This is a genomic window from Sphingobacteriia bacterium (assembly GCA_017304685.1).
GTDB lineage: Bacteria > Pseudomonadota > Alphaproteobacteria > Rickettsiales > 33-17 > JAFKLR01.
The window spans coordinates 1029287-1047951 of the sequence record JAFKLR010000003.1; the positions used below are offsets into that span (position 1 = coordinate 1029287).

18 protein-coding genes are annotated in these 18665 nt (G+C 28.2%); 4 read left to right on the top strand and 14 right to left on the bottom strand.

Going from position 1 to position 18665, the window contains the following annotated elements; translation table 11 throughout:
- Position 1: 1 nt before the first annotated feature.
- Together ffh and J0H68_04805 are read left to right on the top strand one after the other, a co-directional pair.
- Positions 2-1351: a signal recognition particle protein gene (ffh, locus tag J0H68_04800; protein MBN8828005.1), complete on the top strand. Its 1350-nt coding sequence runs from the start codon at positions 2-4 to the stop codon at positions 1349-1351.
- A 48-nt stretch (positions 1352-1399) separates the two neighbouring features.
- Complete coding sequence (locus J0H68_04805) at positions 1400-1984, top strand: uracil-DNA glycosylase family protein (GenBank protein ID MBN8828006.1); 585 nt, start codon at positions 1400-1402, stop codon at positions 1982-1984.
- Here J0H68_04805 and J0H68_04810 read toward each other — a convergent pair.
- From J0H68_04810 to J0H68_04850, 9 genes are all read right to left on the bottom strand, one after another.
- Complete coding sequence (locus tag J0H68_04810; protein MBN8828007.1) at positions 1973-2698, bottom strand: M48 family metallopeptidase; 726 nt, start codon at positions 2696-2698, stop codon at positions 1973-1975. The two genes, J0H68_04805 and J0H68_04810, sit on opposite strands and share 12 nt — an antisense overlap.
- A gap of 16 nt (positions 2699-2714) precedes the next feature.
- Entirely contained in the window at positions 2715-4178 is a 1464-nt protein-coding gene (locus J0H68_04815; protein ID MBN8828008.1) for a YdiU family protein, read from the bottom strand.
- 4 nt (positions 4179-4182) lie between these two features.
- On the bottom strand, positions 4183-5436 hold the full coding sequence (locus J0H68_04820) for an NAD(P)/FAD-dependent oxidoreductase (GenBank protein MBN8828009.1): 1254 nt from the start codon (positions 5434-5436) through the stop codon (positions 4183-4185).
- A gap of 21 nt (positions 5437-5457) precedes the next feature.
- On the bottom strand, positions 5458-6207 hold the full coding sequence (locus J0H68_04825; GenBank protein MBN8828010.1) for a hypothetical protein: 750 nt from the start codon (positions 6205-6207) through the stop codon (positions 5458-5460).
- A 150-nt stretch (positions 6208-6357) separates the two neighbouring features.
- Entirely contained in the window at positions 6358-7443 is a 1086-nt protein-coding gene (locus J0H68_04830) for a class I SAM-dependent RNA methyltransferase (protein ID MBN8828011.1), read from the bottom strand.
- Between the two features lie 6 nt (positions 7444-7449).
- Entirely contained in the window at positions 7450-8487 is a 1038-nt protein-coding gene (locus J0H68_04835; protein ID MBN8828012.1) for an HAD hydrolase family protein, read from the bottom strand.
- Positions 8444-9649, bottom strand: coding sequence for a hypothetical protein (locus J0H68_04840; protein ID MBN8828013.1), 1206 nt, complete (start codon positions 9647-9649; stop codon positions 8444-8446). The genes J0H68_04835 and J0H68_04840 overlap by 44 nt, the downstream gene beginning before the upstream one ends.
- The gene (locus tag J0H68_04845; protein MBN8828014.1) at positions 9639-11018 is read right to left on the bottom strand and encodes a hypothetical protein; all 1380 of its coding nucleotides are present in this window, start codon (positions 11016-11018) and stop codon (positions 9639-9641) included. Before J0H68_04845 ends, J0H68_04840 begins: the two co-directional genes overlap by 11 nt.
- A gap of 117 nt (positions 11019-11135) precedes the next feature.
- The gene (locus J0H68_04850; GenBank protein ID MBN8828015.1) at positions 11136-12179 is read right to left on the bottom strand and encodes a hypothetical protein; all 1044 of its coding nucleotides are present in this window, start codon (positions 12177-12179) and stop codon (positions 11136-11138) included.
- Between the two features lie 215 nt (positions 12180-12394).
- Between J0H68_04850 and J0H68_04855 the strand changes: the two genes are divergently transcribed.
- Positions 12395-12595 carry a hypothetical protein gene (locus J0H68_04855; GenBank protein ID MBN8828016.1) on the top strand — a complete coding sequence of 67 codons (201 nt, stop codon included), beginning with the start codon at positions 12395-12397 and terminating at the stop codon, positions 12593-12595.
- A gap of 73 nt (positions 12596-12668) precedes the next feature.
- On the opposite strand, the gene J0H68_04860 is transcribed toward J0H68_04855, so the two are convergent.
- The 5 genes from J0H68_04860 to zapE form a co-directional block, all read right to left on the bottom strand.
- Positions 12669-13499, bottom strand: a complete 831-nt coding sequence (locus tag J0H68_04860; protein MBN8828017.1) for a hypothetical protein — start codon at positions 13497-13499, stop codon at positions 12669-12671.
- Positions 13500-13547: 48 nt separating this feature from the next.
- Positions 13548-14672, bottom strand: coding sequence for a hypothetical protein (locus tag J0H68_04865; protein ID MBN8828018.1), 1125 nt, complete (start codon positions 14670-14672; stop codon positions 13548-13550).
- 91 nt (positions 14673-14763) lie between these two features.
- Positions 14764-15615, bottom strand: a complete 852-nt coding sequence (locus tag J0H68_04870) for a DMT family transporter (protein MBN8828019.1) — start codon at positions 15613-15615, stop codon at positions 14764-14766.
- Entirely contained in the window at positions 15616-16551 is a 936-nt protein-coding gene (gene ispH / locus J0H68_04875) for a 4-hydroxy-3-methylbut-2-enyl diphosphate reductase (protein ID MBN8828020.1), read from the bottom strand.
- A gap of 1 nt (position 16552) precedes the next feature.
- Positions 16553-17689, bottom strand: coding sequence for a cell division protein ZapE (gene zapE, locus J0H68_04880; protein MBN8828021.1), 1137 nt, complete (start codon positions 17687-17689; stop codon positions 16553-16555).
- Between the two features lie 65 nt (positions 17690-17754).
- Between zapE and J0H68_04885 the strand changes: the two genes are divergently transcribed.
- Positions 17755-18663: an AAA family ATPase gene (locus J0H68_04885; GenBank protein ID MBN8828022.1), complete on the top strand. Its 909-nt coding sequence runs from the start codon at positions 17755-17757 to the stop codon at positions 18661-18663.
- Positions 18664-18665 lie beyond the last annotated feature (2 nt).

Here is an 18665-nt window from a genome sequence, read left to right on the forward strand (position 1 = left end):
AGTGTTTGATAGTTTAAGTAGCAGTTTAAGTAAAATCTTTGATAAAATTACCAGAAAGGGAAAGATTTCTGAAGATGATTTTAACCAAGCAGCTAGAGAAATAAGAATAGCTATGCTTGAGGCAGATGTTGCCTTACCTGTTATTAAAGAAATAATAGAAAAATTAAAAGAAAAGGCTTTAGGTGCAAACGTAATTGCGACCGTTTCTCCTGCTCAAATGATTATCAAAATTTTAAACGATCTTATTGTTGAAGTTTTAGGTTCTGAAAAACAAGATTTAAATTTAAATACCACTCCACCTGCAGTAATTTTAATGGTAGGTTTACAAGGCGCTGGTAAAACAACCACAACTGCAAAACTTGCCCTTAAACTTAAAAATGAACGTAAGAAAGTTCTTTTAGCTTCAATTGATACCTATCGTCCTGCAGCTCAGGAGCAATTGCAAATTTTAAGTAAAAAAATCGATGTAGCATGCACTCCTATTATTAGTGATCAAAAACCAATTGAAATTACCAAACGAGCTTTAAAAATTGCTAAAGAAGAATCTTATGATGTATTAATTCTAGATAGTGCTGGCAGACTTCATACAGATCAAGAATTAATTGATGAATTAAAAGAAGTTAAAGCGATCACTACTCCAGTAGAAACGCTTTTAGTAGCAGATAGTATGACAGGTCAGGATGCTGTTAATATTGCTAAGGAATTTAATGAGCAAGTTGGCGTTACAGGAATTATCCTTACTAGAATGGATGGTGACGCTCGTGGAGGAGCTGCACTCAGTATGCGTATGGTTGCAGGAAGCCCTATAAAATTTATGGGTGTAGGCGAAAAGATTGATGAATTTGAAACATTCCATCCAGATAGAATAACCTCTCGTATTTTAGGTATGGGTGATATCGTTTCGCTTGTTGAGCGCGCTGCTTCGCAAATTAATGAGAAAGAAGCAGAAAAAGTTGCTAAAAAAGTAATGCAAGGTCATTTTGATATGAATGATTTAGCTTCTCAAATTAAAAACATGAAGAAAATGGGAGGAATGGGTACAATTTTAAATCTTCTTCCTGGCATGAAGCAAATTAAAGAAAAAGTAAATGAAATGAATGTAAACGAAAAAGTATTCGATCATCAATTAGCTATCATTTCATCTATGACCAAACAAGAAAGACGTGACCCTAAAATCATTAATGGCTCTCGTCGCAAAAGAATCGCTCAAGGTTCTGGCAGAACTATTCAAGAAGTTAATAAACTTCTAAATAATTTTGAGCAAATGCAAAAAATGATGAAGCAATTTAAAAACTTTGACCCTAAAAAATTAATGAGATCAGGGCTTGGAAACTTATTTCCAAAAAACTAACTTTAGTTAGCTTTCTATTTATTGTCTAACCCTGATGAAGGTTACGAAATGAAATTAGAAGAATTAAAAGAACAAATAGCCACATATGTAGAAAATGATCCTTTAGCACCTAAAGGCTCTTATCCTATATTACAAATAAGTACAAGCGCAAAATTATTAATTATAGGACAGGCGCCAGGTGTAAGAGCGCAAGTTTCAGGGCTTCCTTTTAATGACGCCTCAGGGAATAGACTTAGATCTTGGTTAAATATTTCAAGAGAACAATTTTATGATAAAAACCTGGTTGCAATAGTTCCTATGGGTTTTTGCTATCCTGGACCTGATAAATATGGTTATGATAAAGCACCTAATATTCAACATGCAAAACTTTGGCACAAGCTACTTTTTGATTTAATGCCAAACATTGAACTTACTTTACTAGTTGGCGGATATTCACAAAAATATTATTTAGGCAATAAAGCTAAAGCAACAATGACTGAAACACTTCACTATTGGCGTGAATATTTACCAAAATATATTGTATTACCCCATCCAAGCTGGCGTAATACCGGTTGGCTTAATAAACATACATGGTTTGAAAAGGAATTAATTCCTGAGTTAAGAAAGCGTGTTCAAAAAGCCTTAAGTATATAATTTCAATTTCTCTTTCTTTGCTTTCCAATCAGGTATATAAAATTTTAACAAAGCATAAAATTTAGGGCTATGGTTAAAATGATATGTATGACATAACTCATGCATAATAACATATTCGATACATTCAAAATGGGTATGAATCAATCTTCTATTTAATGTCATTTCACCTTTTTTTGACATACTGCCCCATCTAGCTTTCATAAGTCTTGTCTTAAGAGAAATTTGAATTTTAGGTGGCAATACAAAAGTTTGTAACGCCTTTACAATTAATTCATTGAAAACAGTAGTTAGAAAATTTTCATACCAATTAGAAAATAACTTTATAATTTTTTCCTTATTATAAAAACCAACGTAATCAATATAAAGGTTAGAATTTTCAAACCTAACACTATTTCTAACACTTGAATTAAGCTTTAAATTACATTCTTTACCTAATAAAAGAAATACTTCCCCATTTTGAAAATTAATTGGCAAAATTGGGGTTTTAATTTTAAAACTATTTTCTTTTAACTTTTTAAAAATCCAAGCCTCATACTTATTAATTAAAGATACGACTTCAGTTTGATTAAATCTTTTTGGAACTTTGATAGTTATAGAACTTTTAGAACAAATTGATATAGAATAAGTTTTTCTACGTGAAGGTAGTAGCTTAAAGTTAATTACCCTTTCACCATTTACCCAATCAAACTTATCTTCTTCTGTTTTAACTAACATTAAATAACCTAAAACTTTATGAAGAACAAGAAACCCATAAATTTCTTAAATGGCTTGGTGCTTGAGATGCAAAATGATTAAACTCCTCATGTTCATCAAATGGGTTTTGTAAAATATTAATTAAATTATCTATAATTGAATAATTACAATTATCTTCGGCTGCTCTAATAGCAGTTTCAGCTATCCAGTTTCTAAAAACATATTTAGGATTTATTTTATTCATTCTTAATTTTCTTTCTTCATTATTTTGATTTAATACTTTTAACTTTGCAAAATATTTACTTAACCATTCTTTTGCTTTTTCGGAATTATCCAATATATTAAGCCAAAAATTATTATCATTTTTTTCATTAACATCTGATAACTTTCTAAACGTTAAAGTATAATCTGCTTTTGATTCTTGCATTATTTCTAATAATTCAACCCATAGATTGTTATCTTTAAATTCTTTTTCTACTAAACCTATTTTTTTTAACATTAAATTACTATAAGTCTCACCTAAAATTGTTTTATATCCCTTTATTATTTCATTAGTTTCTTCAATGGGGATAATATCTTGAAGTGAGTAAGCTAAAGCATATAAGTTCCACATTCCGATTGAGGGTTGTTGGTTAAAGGCATATCTTCCAGAATGATCTGAATGATTAGCTATCCAATTCTCATCATATTCTTCCATAAACCCGAAAGGTCCATAATCAATTGTAAGCCCTGTAATTGACATATTATCAGTGTTCATTACACCATGCTGAAATCCTACAGCTTGCCAATTGGCTATCAATTTTGCTGTTCGGCTTACCACTTCTTTAAACCAATCGATATAATAATTACCATTAGGAGAAATGTGAAAATATTCTGTGATAACATGATCGATTAATTGTTTTAAAGCTTCTGGTTTACCTGAATAATAAAAATATTCAAAATGACCAAAACGAATATTTGAACCTGTCGAAATACGGGTAACAATCGCTCCTGGCTCAAGCCCTTCGCGCATTACCGGTTCATTTGTTCCAATTACACATAGAGCTCGAGTTGTAGGTATGCTTAAACCAAACATAGCTTCACTACACAAGTATTCTCTAATTGATGAACGCATAACCGCTCTACCATCTGCAAAACGTGAATAAGGGGTTTTACCAGAACCTTTTAATTGTATATCTACTAATTCACCATTTTTATTTCTAACTTGCCCAAGTAAAATTGCTCTTCCATCTCCTAACTTAGGAACATAGTAACCAAATTGATGCCCCGCATATACCATTGCAAGATTTTCACTTCCCTGTAATTGCTTATTTCCTGCAAAATATTCAACAAAATTTTTATCTAGGAAAGTAGCTGGATCGAGGTCAATTAATTTTGCTGCTTCTTTATTTGCATGAACTAAAAAAGGTTTTTTAGAGACTTTTTCAGGGAGCATTTTAGTATAAAAATCTGACGGCAAGCTTGCATACTTATTTTCAAAATTTAAACAAAACTTTTCCATAATACTACTTAATTATTAAACGCTCACTTCGTCTATGAGTAATATAATTCCATATCCATTTAATAAAAACGATAATACGATTACGAAACCCTATTAAAAAATATATATGAACAACATCCCATATCAACCAAGCTAACCAACCTTTAAGCTTAATCTTACCAAACTCATATATAGCAGAATATCTTCCTATAATAGCTAAATTTCCCCTATTATTATATATAAACTTTTTTGGAGCATCTTTATTATTTATTTTAGCAAATATAACTTTAGAAATAAATTTACCTTCTTGGCTTGCAACGGCAGCAAGTCCCGGTAAAGATTCCCCTTTTTTATCTAAATATTCTGCTGAATCTCCAATAACAAAAATATTTGGATAATTTTCAAGAGAAAAATTAGGTTCTACCTTAATCTTATTTCCATGACTAAATTCAACATCATTTCCTAAAATGTCTTTACTTAAGCTTGCTTTAACCCCTGCCGCCCAGATAATTAATTGGGTGTCAATAATTTCTCCATTTTCAAGAATAACTAAATTCTTGGTTAAATCTTTTACCCTTATACCTAATTTCAATGTAATTCCTTTTCTTTCTAACGAATCAACTGTGAAATCGGATAGTTTCTTATTAAAAGAGGAAAGAAGTTTTTCAGATGCTTCAATTAAGATAATTTTACTATCATTAGGATTAACATAATTAAATTCGTCTTTCAGAGTCTGTTTAATTAATTCATATAATGAACCTGCTAGTTCAACTCCTGTGGGACCACCACCTATTATAGTAAATGTAACAAAATTCTTTTTATCAATTTCTGCTTTTTCAAAAGCTTCAAGGACTTTTGTTCTTATTAAAAGAGCATCATTAATTGTTTTTAAACTTACTACATATTTGCTCCATTCAGGATGGTTAAAATAATTAACCTCACTTCCTGTTGCAATTATAAGATAATCATAATTGATTATCTTTCCGTCCTTTAAACAAATTTCTCTATTTTCTTTATCAACTCTTGTAACCTCTCCCATAATGACATGTACATTTTCATATCCTTTAAATTCAGATCTTATTGGTATAGCAATATCAGAGGGTGCAAGATCAGCTGAAGCAACCTGATATAAAAATGGTTGAAAAGTATGATAATTATTTTTATCAATTAAAGTAATTTCAATATTTTTATTCTTTTTAAGTTCATGCGCTGCTGTCAGACCTGCAAATCCTGCCCCAATAATTATTATACGAGGTTGTGTACTAGTTTTAGAATCCATCCCTCTATCCTTTTCTAAAAATTACTCTTCATCCTGTTTTTCTTCAGCCCAATGTAATGCTTTTTCTAATTGCTCTTCTGTCATTTCCATAATACTAGTTATACCTAGCCTTCCACACATTCTTCTCACTCCCTCTTCTATTTTCTGGTTAAGAGATAATTGAAGAAGTTTTTCAACTAATTCATCTTTTCCGCTATTTGCTTCTAACAATTCAGGTTTAACGTTATCTTGCTCATTTACTACATTACTTATTTTAGGATAATCTTGTGCCTCTTCTGCAGTTATAACTCCTCCTAAAGCGTCCGCAAATTTATCTCGAATTGCAAAACCTCGTGCTCTCATTTGCAGCATTCTATTTGGATATGTAGACCACGGTCCCGGTTTACCCCATAATCCTGCTTTTTTTGCATCATCAATTGAAAAAGTTACTGTATGTGGCGTTTGACCTTTTCTTTTAATGGTACAGGTAGCTACACCATCTTTTATAAATTCCTGAATATCTTCAAATGCAGGATGCGCTTGTACAATTGCCATTAAAGCATCGCCCCAAACACATGGACGACCATTAATAACAGCAATATATTGTAATGCTTGTACTGGTTTTAACCCGAGGTCAGTTCCCATTTGAACTGCTACTAAAATATCTCCAGGTCGACCTTGATAAGGTTTAGGTATAACTGTACTTTTTGAAATAATTTCTGCAAATTTAATTGCTTCATCTAAATTTTGGGGAATTAACGAAAAACTATTCTTCTTTGTAGCTTTACTCATCACTACCTCCTCAATTAAAAAGGTTATCAACTCTATTAAATTATTATTGATTAGTAATTAATGATTTATAATACTAATATATAGTTAATTATATTTTAATAAAAATTACGAGAAATTAAAAGCTTTTTAAAAAAAATAAGTAAAAATTTATTATTTTTCTAAGTAAATATAGACTTCAGCATGATGTGACCATTTAAATTGATCAATAATGCAAGTTTTTTTTAACCTAAATCCTGCTTTATATAAATATTTTAAATCCCTTTCTAAGGTCACAGGATTGCAAGAAATTATATGTATAAATTTAACATTAGAATTTGAAATTTCTTTAAATTGTGGTTCTGCACCATTTTTAGGTGGATTAATAATTATAGTGTCATAATTATTTAGCTCATTACAGGTAAGAGGATGCTTAAAAATATCCCTTAAATTAAAAGTAATGTTATTAATATTATAATTTAAAATTACTTCATTAATAGAAGATTCTACTTTCTCATCGCCTTCAATAGCCAGAATAGAATGTACGTAGTCGTGAAGCAATAAACTATAAGCTCCAACTCCTGAAAATAAATCGAGTAATTTATTAGATTTATTAAGCGATTCCTTTATTAAATTTGCAACAATTTGATTCGTATCAAAGGAGGATTGTAGAAAATAGTCATTATATTTTACTAAATATTTTCCTATTTCAATATGATCATTTTCAGTTAAAACTATTTCAACATCATTATTAGAATTAAATTTTATTTCTCGTAGTTTTTTTAATTTTTCAATAATTCTATCGTGTAAAACTTCACAGCTTTCAATAGATATAATATTGTGACTATTTTTACGATAAAATCCTATTTCTCCATCTTTAACATGAAACCTAGCTTTCCTCCGAGACTTTTCTGTAACCGGAATAAATTTTATATTAGTATCATTAAATCCAGCCCTTCTTATAACTTCTTTAACTTGATTAACTTTAGTTTTTTGATAAAGTTCAGGGCTTAAATGCTGCATATCGCACCCACCACATATAGTAAAATATTTACAAGGCGGTGAAACTCTATCTTTACTTGAACAAAGAATATTTATAATTTCAGCTTCAATTATTTTACTATTTTCCTTGAGTAACTTTACTTCTAATACATCTCCAATTACTGCAAAAGGGACTATAACTTTTTTGTTACGATATAATCCTATACCATCTCCTTTATATCCTTGTTTTTCAATTGTAATTGTAAATATTTCAGCCATAATATTTTAACTAATTGCTCTTAAAATTTTTTCAATTGCTTTTGGCACACCATTATTTATTACTGAAGATATTATATAATCAGCTACTGACTTAGCCGCTTCATCTCCATCTTCAGTAATAAATAAATGCGCACCTGGTAAATAATCTTTTATTGAACAATCGTTAGTAGATAAATCTGCACTATCTCCAAAAGAAAATATATTTTCACCATTAACCCCTAATTCCTCTGCAAATATCTTTAACCCTAGACCTTTATTTACATAATGATTATTAAATAATAATTTTATAGTTACAATATTATCTAATGTCCTAGTTTTAGGTGAAGTAAGCATTGAAAAATGTAACGGATATTCTTGTGGTAAATTTAAAAGTTTATATAATGCATCTTTAGCGCTTAAGAAATTTTTTTCTTTAGTTATATTAAATGTATTATTAACATAATCTTCAATAAAAGGAATTTCCGCTCTTAATATAACTAAATCATTATATAATTTATAAGCTTCTTCATTTTCGTCTGCATAAATAATATTTTTCTTAACTAAATCAAACCAATCTAAAGGTCGGTGATGGCCTAAGTATTGTTCTAAATTTCTATTTTTGTAAGCGAAATAAATAGCACCATTTTTATGTTTTATATCTAAAAAAGGTATAATATTATTTGAAAACAGTTCCCAAAGCTTATTTTTTAAACTCTCTTCAATTATACCTTCGTTAATTACCTCAATATTATTATTATATTTAATAACCCTACCAGATAAATATATACCTGGAAGCTCTCCTAACATATTTTCTAATGGGTTATAACTTGTAATATCTCTACCTGTATTAATAACGGTAATGATGCTTGGGTTAAATTTTAATTTAGATAGTACAGTAATAACTTCATCACTAACAAAATGTGAAGATATAGCTCTATTAACTATTGTTCTATCACAATCTAAAGAAAATATGATACGATTATTTGGCTTAAAACCCTTTTCTAATAGATAGGATTTTAACTCATCTATTGAAATATTTTCTATTAGTTTGTTTTTTATATTCATTCCATTTTTCAATAAAATTTAAATAACTATCAATAACACAATATAAAACGATTTCAAATGTTTCTGGATAATGATGTAAATGTCTTTTTAATGTGGAAAGATTTACAATATATTCGGCAGCAGCACTTCTAATTTCAATTAAATATTTGTCTTCTTTTGTAATTTCAGCAAATTTTTCAATTGCTTTATCATTTATGTATTTTATCACATTAGGTTTAACGTATGAATCACTTACAAAAAATTTATTATCTTTAAAGTTCACCCTAATATTTTCTTTTAAATGGTTATAGTTTTCATTGCTAGAATATTTGTCACTTCTTAATTTTACAACCCAATGAAACCTTTTTATAAAATTGAGCCATTTACCTAAATCCCATGAAGGATCTTCATTATATTTGATATCCGATAAATCAATTAATTTAATATTATAGTTAATATCCATTGTTATATTAGGTGGGTGGAAGTCTCCATGAATCACTCTTTTATTATTAACTTCTGGCAGATCGTTTAGTATTGAAATAACATTTTTGGTCATTTTTTCAATAGAAGGAATGTAATTATGATGATTATAAATTATGTCTGTTTCCACTATTTCCTTAAGTGAAAGGCCCAATTTATGTATGGTATTATCCTTTATTAAATCTTTTATCCTTTCTTCTGCTCTATCTTTAAACATTCGTGTTTTAGAACTCTTGTTATTAACTTGAATGTCATATAGTTCCTTTAAAGCTAAAAAAACTTTTTCCTGAAATTCTATAAATTCATTGAGATTAAAATCATTATACAGTTTATTCACCGCATCATTTCCTGCATGTGGGTAATTTAAATATTCTGAAATTAATATATTATGTGATGATTCTTTATACATTAATGGTATAGAAGTTAAATTAAATGGCTGTAATAAATTTAAATTTTTTACTTCCAAATCAACTTTTTCACCGGTTTTAATAAATTTTTTCTTACCATCTGCATATTCAGCTATAAAATAAGAGCATTCAGTTGCTCCAAGCGTACTTACAGGAATTATAGTAAACTCTTTTTCCCCATTTTCTTTAAAATAACTAACTATTTGATTTTTATTTAATGGTTTATTATGCGCAAATGCATTAAAAGTTAATAATAATAGGAAATTAATAATCAGTAAAAGTGTTTTAAATGGCATCTAAAAACCTTTCAGTAAAAGGAATATTCTTATTATTTTCTGTAGTTCCTATCACTTTATAAATTAAACCAAGTAGTTTAACTTGATCATTTGGTTCCATTTCAGTTAAATTATAAACACCTAATAATCTTAATAAAAAGCAAGACTTTAGGTATTCCTCAATTTCATTTCTAATACTTAAACCATATTTTGCTTCTGCTAATTTTATCACTTTTTCCAAATATAGTTTTATATGTAAATTGGCTATTTCCTTTCTTACTTTATTTGTTCCAAATTTGTTTACATTATCCATATAAACATATTTTTCGCTAACTATAACCGCTGGATGGATTTCTTTATTACTAAAAGTTTTCATAGCAAAATTAATTGCTTTATTTCTTTTATTTAAATAATTGGAATAATATTTTGGATTAATATAATCAGCTAAAATGCTATTATATACTAAATAAATAACTGAATCTCCTAAAATGCTATTTTCTCCAAATGTTTCCAGATCTATATAATAAAAATTTAACTTATTATTATCTAAAATATCAGTAATAATATTCATTTCATGCCAATCGCCATGAGATAATGCAATCAATCTTTTATTAGCTGGATTTAGGTTATTATGTGCTTTTAATATCAGGTCCTCTAAAGTTTCTTTATAAGCGACTCCGTCAATAACCCATTTCTTTTTTACTAATTTATGCCAATTAATAATTTCATTATCTAATTTAACCTTACTCATGGTGTAAAAGCTTTCTAATCTACCTTCTACATTATCGAGCTTTTGTGTTTGAACCCTGTGAAAATAAAATTCATCATTCTTAGCTTTAGCTATTTTATAATGTAGTGTTTTAGTGGTTAAACCATACATTTGTTCAAATATTTTTTTAAAAAGCGGATAATAAGATTCTTTTTTATTTTCATTATTTTCAATCTCAGCTATTACGTCAATTAATACACCTTTATCTTTTTTAATTTCCTCAATATATGGCTGTACTAATAACGATATATCATCAGACAATACTAAAGCTTCCGACTGAATAACTGGTAGATAATGACTTGCTCTACTGCCATTAAAAAATTCATTTTTTCCTGCTTCTTTTTCAACTAACTTAATAAATTTTTTGCCTTTATTAGTAGTTATAATTGCGCTTATTCCACGTTGCTTAAATATTACTTTATAATTATTTTTACTATATGTGTAACCTGCTCGCTTTAGCATAGCATAAATTAAGTTTCTTACTGTAATCTCATCTTGTTGAATTTGTTTGAAAGAAGAGTCATTACTAAAATGAAATATTGCTGATGGACTTGAGTTAGCATTAATAAATATTAATAGAAAAATAATTAAAATATAACTGCATTTCCTTACATCAATCATTAGAAGCGTCCCGAATAAATAATATATTTTATTAATCTATATTAATATATTATTAAGTGATTTGAATTATATCAACACTTTATTTAAATAATCAGAAAATCTTTATTTTAACTTATATTATTGAATTTTAGTTTTCTGAGTAATCTCAAAATCCATTTCACCTTCATACCACAACATGTTTAACACTTTATCATTTAGAGGCTTCATACAAATTGAATCAATATTTTTTATAAAACATTCAGGATTTCCATCACATTCACGAATAAATTGTTTAACCTTGTTTATATTAAGAACTAAAAACTCTACAATTTCTTTATTTTTAAAATTAAATATGAAGTCTTTTGAAATTTTACAATCTTTTAAAAGTGTTTCTATAGCAATTGATTTGCTAATTAAATAATTTACATATTCTTTTTCTGATTTATTAAAGATATATTCAAATTCAATACCGCAATCAATAAGTAAAGTAACATCAAAGGAATGATCAATTAAAAATCTCATTTCTTCTTTACTATGTCGTTCGATTAAGAAAGCTGGTGAAACACCACATTTATTTATTAGGATTTTAACTTTATATGCTTTTAAAAGTAAAAGATGAAGTTTATCTTTATTTTCTAATGCATAAAAATATCTTATAGGAAAATTACAGTCAAATATTAAGGTTTCAAAATTACTGATATTGTGTAAAATTAGTTCTTTAATTTCTGGCACAATTTTTTGCCATTTTTGTTTGGAAACGAGCCTTATCGCTATTTCTTCTCTGTAAGATTTTTGTTCTTCTAAACTTTCAATTTTTCTAGTTAGCTTTTTGTTAAAGATATTTAAAGATTCAATTACTTGAGTAACTCCATTTTTTTCCCAACCTATTTCGTTAATGTGTATATCAAGTTTATTTATTACCTCATTAATTACCTGATCAATATATTCAATTATTTCTTTTCTAAGCTCTATAATGTTATTTACAGGAGCTGTAATAAAAACCTGAGGCTGTAGAATTATTTTAGCAGTTAAAAAATTTGGATTACGCTTAATATTAAGAATGTTATTTACAAACTGTTTAATTGCTAAAATAATATCCTCTTTATTTTTAGCCTGCTCTAAGCTTATATCACTTACAAGCGCTTTATGGATCTCTCGCTTTTGAAGAACGTTTAGGGTCATATAAACTCCTTCATTTAAAACTTTATAAAAAATCAATAAGTTATAAATATTTAATTATTTTTATTATATACATAGTCATTATAAGCATAAGGTATGCCAATTACAGACACTCCTATATAAGTCGTTGAGATATAATAAATAATAATTTTACTTGACCTTTTGAGCTTTTTTTTACATTATATAGGCAAAATTTATACCAATTTAGGGGAACTGTAATGGGAAAAGCAAAAACAGCTAGTAAAAACGACCCGACAACAAGGGAAAAAGCAAAAGATATTTTTTATAATGGCAAAAAAGTGAAACCTGTAAGATTCGTAAGTGAATCAGGAAGCTTTATGGCTGCTGAAGATGAAAGCGGAAATGTTATGACTGATGAAGAAGGCAACCCAATTCCTTGGTCAAATATTACAGCTTAATAGTTATTCTTTTAAGAATAATAAAAAACCCCACTCTAAGTGGGGTTTTTTATTATCAATTACTTGAGTAAATCTATTTTTCTAAATGAGCAACCTGACATATCGGGTTATAGCTTTTATGCCTATGGTCTTCCTCAATTGTTAAAGGAGCTTGTACAATTTCTCTAAATTGCACCTCTTTAGTTCTATATTTTTCCTTAGGATGCAGATCAGTTCTAGCATTTATAAGAGCTTGATATTCTTGAGCGCTAATATATTCATTCTCACAAATATAATTAATTAACTTATGATTAGAATTCCTAATTGCAACCCTTACTAGTCGATTCAAGTTACTTTTATCTTGAAGCTCAAAAAACTGATCTGCAGCTTCTTGAAGAAATTCATAAAAATGATTACTTTTAGCAAAATCATCAATTTTTTCTATTTTTTCTAACTGAACCCATGTTTTTTCGCAAAACTTTACTTCATTTTTCACTAACCACCACGCTTTGTCATAAGCTTCAAAGCTAAGAGCATAAGCTAAAAGAGAAAAACTAGTATCACTTACATTAAAGGAAAGCCTACGTAAGTTTTTTAAATGCTGCAAATGTTCTTTAGTACCAAATCTAATAATAGTTTTTAGGGTTTCTGGCTCAGGTGAAAGCTTTCCATTGATAATAGATTCACAAATTCTTTTAACATATTCAGCACTATTTTCTCTATTAAAAGAAGTAGTAACTTTTTGTTGGTCAATTTTAATAGACCTATTAAGTAATTCATCTATGTGTTTATCTTTTGCAGTCGCGGAAACATGCAAATTAGCTTGTAAAGGGTGTTTTCTTTCAAAGAAAACACTAGTGGAAGGCTTAATAAATTTCGAATCAAATACTTTTTTCGTAGCTTGCTTAAAAAGATTACTTAGCATAGAAACTCCTGAAAATTAGAAAAACAATAAATTTTAATTGAAAAACTTTTAGCACCCAATTGGAAGATCATGCTTAATATTCTTGTTATTAGCTTGATCATCTAATTTACTACGTTTTGACTTACTAAATTCTTTTTTATTAGTCATTTCACTGATTAATTTATCAACTAGATTACGTATATATCCTGGTATAATATATTTAGGAATTTCACCATTACCTTTTGTACACTCGTTTAAAGTATAATTTTCTATATATCTCCAATATAAAATTCTAGGCATACTATTAATTTTGAAATTAAAATCTGTATGAGCAATTTTATTAAATTTTTCTACAGATAGATTTTTAAAAGCTAATGTTAATATATTATAAGCTTTATCATTATTAACTTGCTGCTTACTTACATAATACACTAATTCATGTAAAACAGACATTCCTTGCTTATCCACAATAGCAGAATCTAATCCTAATTTTAAAAAATCTTCAACATATTCAGGCTTTAAAGCTTCTTGACCGTGATTAATCAAATGCCCTACACTCCTACCATCTACTCTAAAATTTATAACTTCCTTTAATAATTCTTTAGAAGAATTATTAAACAGATAATCTAATAATTCATAATGGCGTTTATTAAGTGTTATCTGAGTAATAGCAGCAAGAATTTCAATATCATTATTGACTCTGCTTTTTATTAATAACTCATTTAAAAAATTCTTAAAATATGAATCGTTCATATCTAAGTTACTAATATTTTTAAATATAGTTGTAATAGAATATCTTTCAATACGTGGGTCAATCATATCATGTTTTAACATCAACCATAAAACATCATATCTTTTATTAACAGAAGCTTTTAAAATAAGTGAAATTGAGGAATCCCTTGTTCGAGTTAATTTAAAGAGCTTTTCAAATTGTACTACTTCCCCTTTTTTACATAATAGATAATCAATAGTTTGCTCAGCTGCTTGTTCTTCAATTTCCCTTGCAATCATTGAATCCATTAGTTTACGACTTTTTGATGAAATGAAATCTTTTAAACCAAGGTTAGGTTTAGTTGTATGAAAAGCTATTTTTTGCATAGTTACAGGGAAAACAGTAGGCATAGAAGCACTATTAGATGCGAAAGTTTTTTCTACTAGTCTAGCAAATATTCTTTTCCCAATTTTACTTAACATGCTACCTCACAACTTAATTACATTACTTAAAATTTATAAAATTAATAATTTAGTACGTCAATTAAATTGTAATCAAAAGTTAAGTAATGAATTAATTTTGTGACTTATTTTTTAATAAAGTTGTTCCTAAAAGAGCGGTAATAATTAAACCTGATCCGAGAAATTGCTGGTTACTAGGGATTTCATTAAAAAAGATAAAACCAATTATTACACCAAACACTAATTCAAGATATTGAGAAGCAATCCCAAATTTTGGTAATATTCTTAATGATAATGAGAACAATAAAACTGCAAGCGGTGACATTATGCCTATAAATATTATTGGTATAAGGGATACTTTCCAATTTAAATTTAAATCTGAACCACTTAGTAAAAATAAGGTAACCGCACCAATTAAGTTACAGGTATTTAAAATATATGCGATTTCAAAATCATTATATACTTTTTGAAAATATATAATAAGTCGCGTGATAATGACCCAACTCATTATACTTACAAATAAAAATACTAAACCCATTTTACTTTGTAATTGCACAATATCTTCAGGATTTAAAAATACATAAGTTCCATATATAGCTAATAAAAAGCAGGCATAAAATCCTTTGTTTTTAGAGCCGGGTAATAACATATAAGTTAAAATAGGTGCGCATGAAAAAAATATTATATACCATGAGACCGGAATTTCTTTTAAACACAAAGCTTGTGTTAAGTTATGCGTTGTAATTGTAAAGAATATAGCGCACCAAATCCATAAAGGGATTTGATTAAATTTTCTAAAAGTTCTACGAGTTAAGTAGAATAGTGTAGAAAAGGCTACAATATAGCGCAATAAAAGGAATTGATTTATATTTGTTCCGCTTAAAGCTATTTTACAGAGCGTTGGAAGAAAAGCCCATAAAAAAGTAGCAGTTATACCTGCTGTAACACCTTTAAAAACACTCATTTACGCTTCAACTAAAAGTTTTTTTGGTAGCTTAAATTTAGTATTCTCAATTACACCTTCCATTGTAGAAACGGAAATAGTACCAGAAATTTCTTTTATACGCTCAATTACTTGTTCGACCAATATTTCAGGAGCAGAAGCACCTGCGGTTATACCTACAGCTTTTTTAACATTGCTAAACCATTCAGAAACTATACTTTCAGGACCTGAAATTAAATAGCTTCTAACCCCCATTTCTTCTCCTAGATCGCGAAGTCTATTAGAATTTGAGCTATTTTTAGCTCCTATTACAAGAATCAAATCCACCATATTTGACAAATCTTTTACTGCATTTTGGCGGTTTTGAGTAGCGTAACAAATGTCTTTTAAATTAGGGCCAATTATATTTGGAAACTTGTTTTTTAAAGCTTCAATAATTTCTTTTGTCTCATCAACACTTAAGGTAGTTTGAGTTACATAACCAACTTTATTGGGATCATTAATTTGAATTTTTTCCACATCACTTACTGACGATACAAGGGTAACAGGTTTATTTACTCTACCTGCAGTACCTATCACTTCAGGATGACCTTCATGACCGATAAGGATAATATCATACCCTTTAGCTTCTAAATTTTGAGCTTCTCTATGTACTTTGGTTACCAAAGGGCAAGTTGCATCTATAACATCAAGGTTACGAATTTCAGCGCCATTTTCAACTTCTTCAGCTACACCATGGGCACTAAAAATTGTTACAGCGCCTTCAGGAATTTCTGCCAATTCATCGACAAATATTGCTCCTTTTGAACGTAAACTTTCCACAACATATTTATTGTGAACAATCTCGTGTCTAACATAAACTGGAGGTCCATATTTTTTTAAAGCTTGTTCAACAATATCAATTGCTCTTTCAACACCTGCGCAAAAACCTCTAGGCTGCGCCAATATTACTTTCATTTTACGCTCCTTTTAAAAAATCAGAAGCCGAATTTTTCTTAATATAACTTTCTGATTGCATTTCGTTAAGCCTTGAAATAGTCCTTTGGAATTCAAAAGCCCCTTTTCCATCTAAATAAAGCTCTTCAGGCTTTGTATAAGCATTACAAATTAATAGCACATTATGATTATACATTTGATCAATAAGCATCATAAATCTTTTAGCTTCATTGTGCATTTCTAAGGACATTTTAGGGATATTATTAATAATTATCAAGGCAAATTTCTTACAAATTTCTATATAATCTAGCTGTGATAACGGATTTTCACATAATTCTTTGAAATCTGTTAAAAGAATATTTTTATATGTTTTTCTTAATTTAAGTTCTCTACCCATAACTTCTATAGCTACCGGTTCAAATTCTAAATCTTTAAATACATTTGCAACAATATCATTTAATTTAGTTTCATTTTGTACAAAATATACTTCTTTTAAGGCTTTTATCTTATTCATTCTATAATCTTCAGGACTTGTAAGATTATATACTTCCATTTTCATAAGTAATTGCTCAATAAAATTCCGAAAATGCTCTTTTCCATAGTCTTGCTTGTATAAATCTTCTGGTTCACGGTTAGACGTTACTACGAAAACCATACCTAATTTATAGAATTCTGCAAAAACTCTTGAAAGTATCATGGCGTCAGAAACATCTAAAAGATGCAATTCATCTAAGCAAATTATATCAAAATCTTTACAAAATTTCTCGGCTAAAGCTTGTATAGGATCTGTGATTCCGGTATTTCTATCTTTACTCTTATTTCTAATTACATGAAGGTTTTCATGAATAATTTTTATAAAATCATGAAAATGTATAAATAACTTTCTGTCAGTCTTTACAGATTCAAAAAAAAGCTTCATTAAAAAGGTCTTACCTTTACCTACTCCTCCATAAATATATAGACCCTTAGGAGATTCAATGCTTACGCTAAAAACTTTTCCTAAAATTTTATTAGTAATGCTTGTTTTTCTTTTTTGAAAATGGTCAAAGCGTTTTAGGAGATTATCTAAGGCAATGCTTAGATTTTCCTGCTCTTTATCAAAATTATAATTATTTTGTTTTAAATAATTTTTATATAAATTTCTAATTAATTCTGGCATTTTTATGATTTATTGTACAATATATTCTTCACTCCAATTAATAATATATTTAAAGTAAATCACCAATGCAAATTTTAGGTCATAAACAACAAATTGATTTAGTTTTAAACAGAATTACTGGCGAAAGACCTATTAATAGCTGGCTATTTACAGGCCCAAAGGGTATTGGAAAAGCTACAGCAGCAAAGTTTATTGCAACTAAAGTTTTAAAAACTACCAATATAATTCACCCTGAAATTCTCATTATAGATTCTGATTCTATTCAAAATAAACTTATACCTATTGAAAAAGTAAGAGAAGTTGGGGAGTTTGTGAAACTTACTAGTACAAACTCTGGATTCAAAATTATTATTATTGATGACATTGATTCAATAAGTATAAATGCTGCTAATGCACTTTTAAAGGTAGTGGAAGAACCAAAAACTAACGTTTTTATTTTTCTCATAAGCCATAATGTGCATAAAGTAATTAAAACTATTAAATCACGTTGTGCGATTATAAAATTTTTAGGACTTTCTTCTGATTTATGTACTCAGGTTTTAGACTCAACCCCAAATCTTCCTTCTAGTAATGAAATTATTGATTTAATGACTATAACCGATAATTGTCCGGGTAAAGTTGTAGAATTCATTAATACAAAAGCTTTAGATTTTTATTACAAATTAATTAGTATTATTCTAAATAATTCAAAAATTTTAGATATTAAATCGCTTCCAGAAATAAAACATGAAACTGGCTGGTTTTTAATTACAAGATTAATTAATATTTGTTTAAAATTACATTTAAATGTTCCAGTTACTCTTACCCATTTTGAGGAAGAAAATTTACCGAAAATAGCTAGTAACCTTGATAAATTTAATTTATTTAATTTATCTAATGAAGCTAATATATTACTAAATGATTTACAAAGAATTAATATGGATTATAATCAAGTTATTTTCTTAGTAACAAAGATGTTTGAAAGGAAACAATAGAT

Excerpts from the sequence above, each read along its gene's own strand:
- J0H68_04805 (MBN8828006.1), top strand. The coding sequence starts at position 1,400 with ATGAAATTAGAAGAATTAAAAGAACAAATAGCCACATATGTAGAAAAT.
- J0H68_04810 (MBN8828007.1), bottom strand. The coding sequence starts at position 2,698 with ATGTTAGTTAAAACAGAAGAAGATAAGTTTGATTGGGTAAATGGTGAA.
- J0H68_04815 (MBN8828008.1), bottom strand. The coding sequence starts at position 4,178 with ATGGAAAAGTTTTGTTTAAATTTTGAAAATAAGTATGCAAGCTTGCCG.
- J0H68_04820 (MBN8828009.1), bottom strand. The coding sequence starts at position 5,436 with ATGGATTCTAAAACTAGTACACAACCTCGTATAATAATTATTGGGGCA.
- J0H68_04825 (MBN8828010.1), bottom strand. The coding sequence starts at position 6,207 with ATGAGTAAAGCTACAAAGAAGAATAGTTTTTCGTTAATTCCCCAAAAT.
- J0H68_04830 (MBN8828011.1), bottom strand. The coding sequence starts at position 7,443 with ATGGCTGAAATATTTACAATTACAATTGAAAAACAAGGATATAAAGGA.
- J0H68_04835 (MBN8828012.1), bottom strand. The coding sequence starts at position 8,487 with ATGAATATAAAAAACAAACTAATAGAAAATATTTCAATAGATGAGTTA.
- J0H68_04840 (MBN8828013.1), bottom strand. The coding sequence starts at position 9,649 with ATGCCATTTAAAACACTTTTACTGATTATTAATTTCCTATTATTATTA.
- J0H68_04845 (MBN8828014.1), bottom strand. The coding sequence starts at position 11,018 with ATGATTGATGTAAGGAAATGCAGTTATATTTTAATTATTTTTCTATTA.
- J0H68_04850 (MBN8828015.1), bottom strand. The coding sequence starts at position 12,179 with ATGACCCTAAACGTTCTTCAAAAGCGAGAGATCCATAAAGCGCTTGTA.
- J0H68_04855 (MBN8828016.1), top strand. The coding sequence starts at position 12,395 with ATGGGAAAAGCAAAAACAGCTAGTAAAAACGACCCGACAACAAGGGAA.
- J0H68_04860 (MBN8828017.1), bottom strand. The coding sequence starts at position 13,499 with ATGCTAAGTAATCTTTTTAAGCAAGCTACGAAAAAAGTATTTGATTCG.
- J0H68_04865 (MBN8828018.1), bottom strand. The coding sequence starts at position 14,672 with ATGTTAAGTAAAATTGGGAAAAGAATATTTGCTAGACTAGTAGAAAAA.
- J0H68_04870 (MBN8828019.1), bottom strand. The coding sequence starts at position 15,615 with ATGAGTGTTTTTAAAGGTGTTACAGCAGGTATAACTGCTACTTTTTTA.
- ispH (MBN8828020.1), bottom strand. The coding sequence starts at position 16,551 with ATGAAAGTAATATTGGCGCAGCCTAGAGGTTTTTGCGCAGGTGTTGAA.
- zapE (MBN8828021.1), bottom strand. The coding sequence starts at position 17,689 with ATGCCAGAATTAATTAGAAATTTATATAAAAATTATTTAAAACAAAAT.
- J0H68_04885 (MBN8828022.1), top strand. The coding sequence starts at position 17,755 with ATGCAAATTTTAGGTCATAAACAACAAATTGATTTAGTTTTAAACAGA.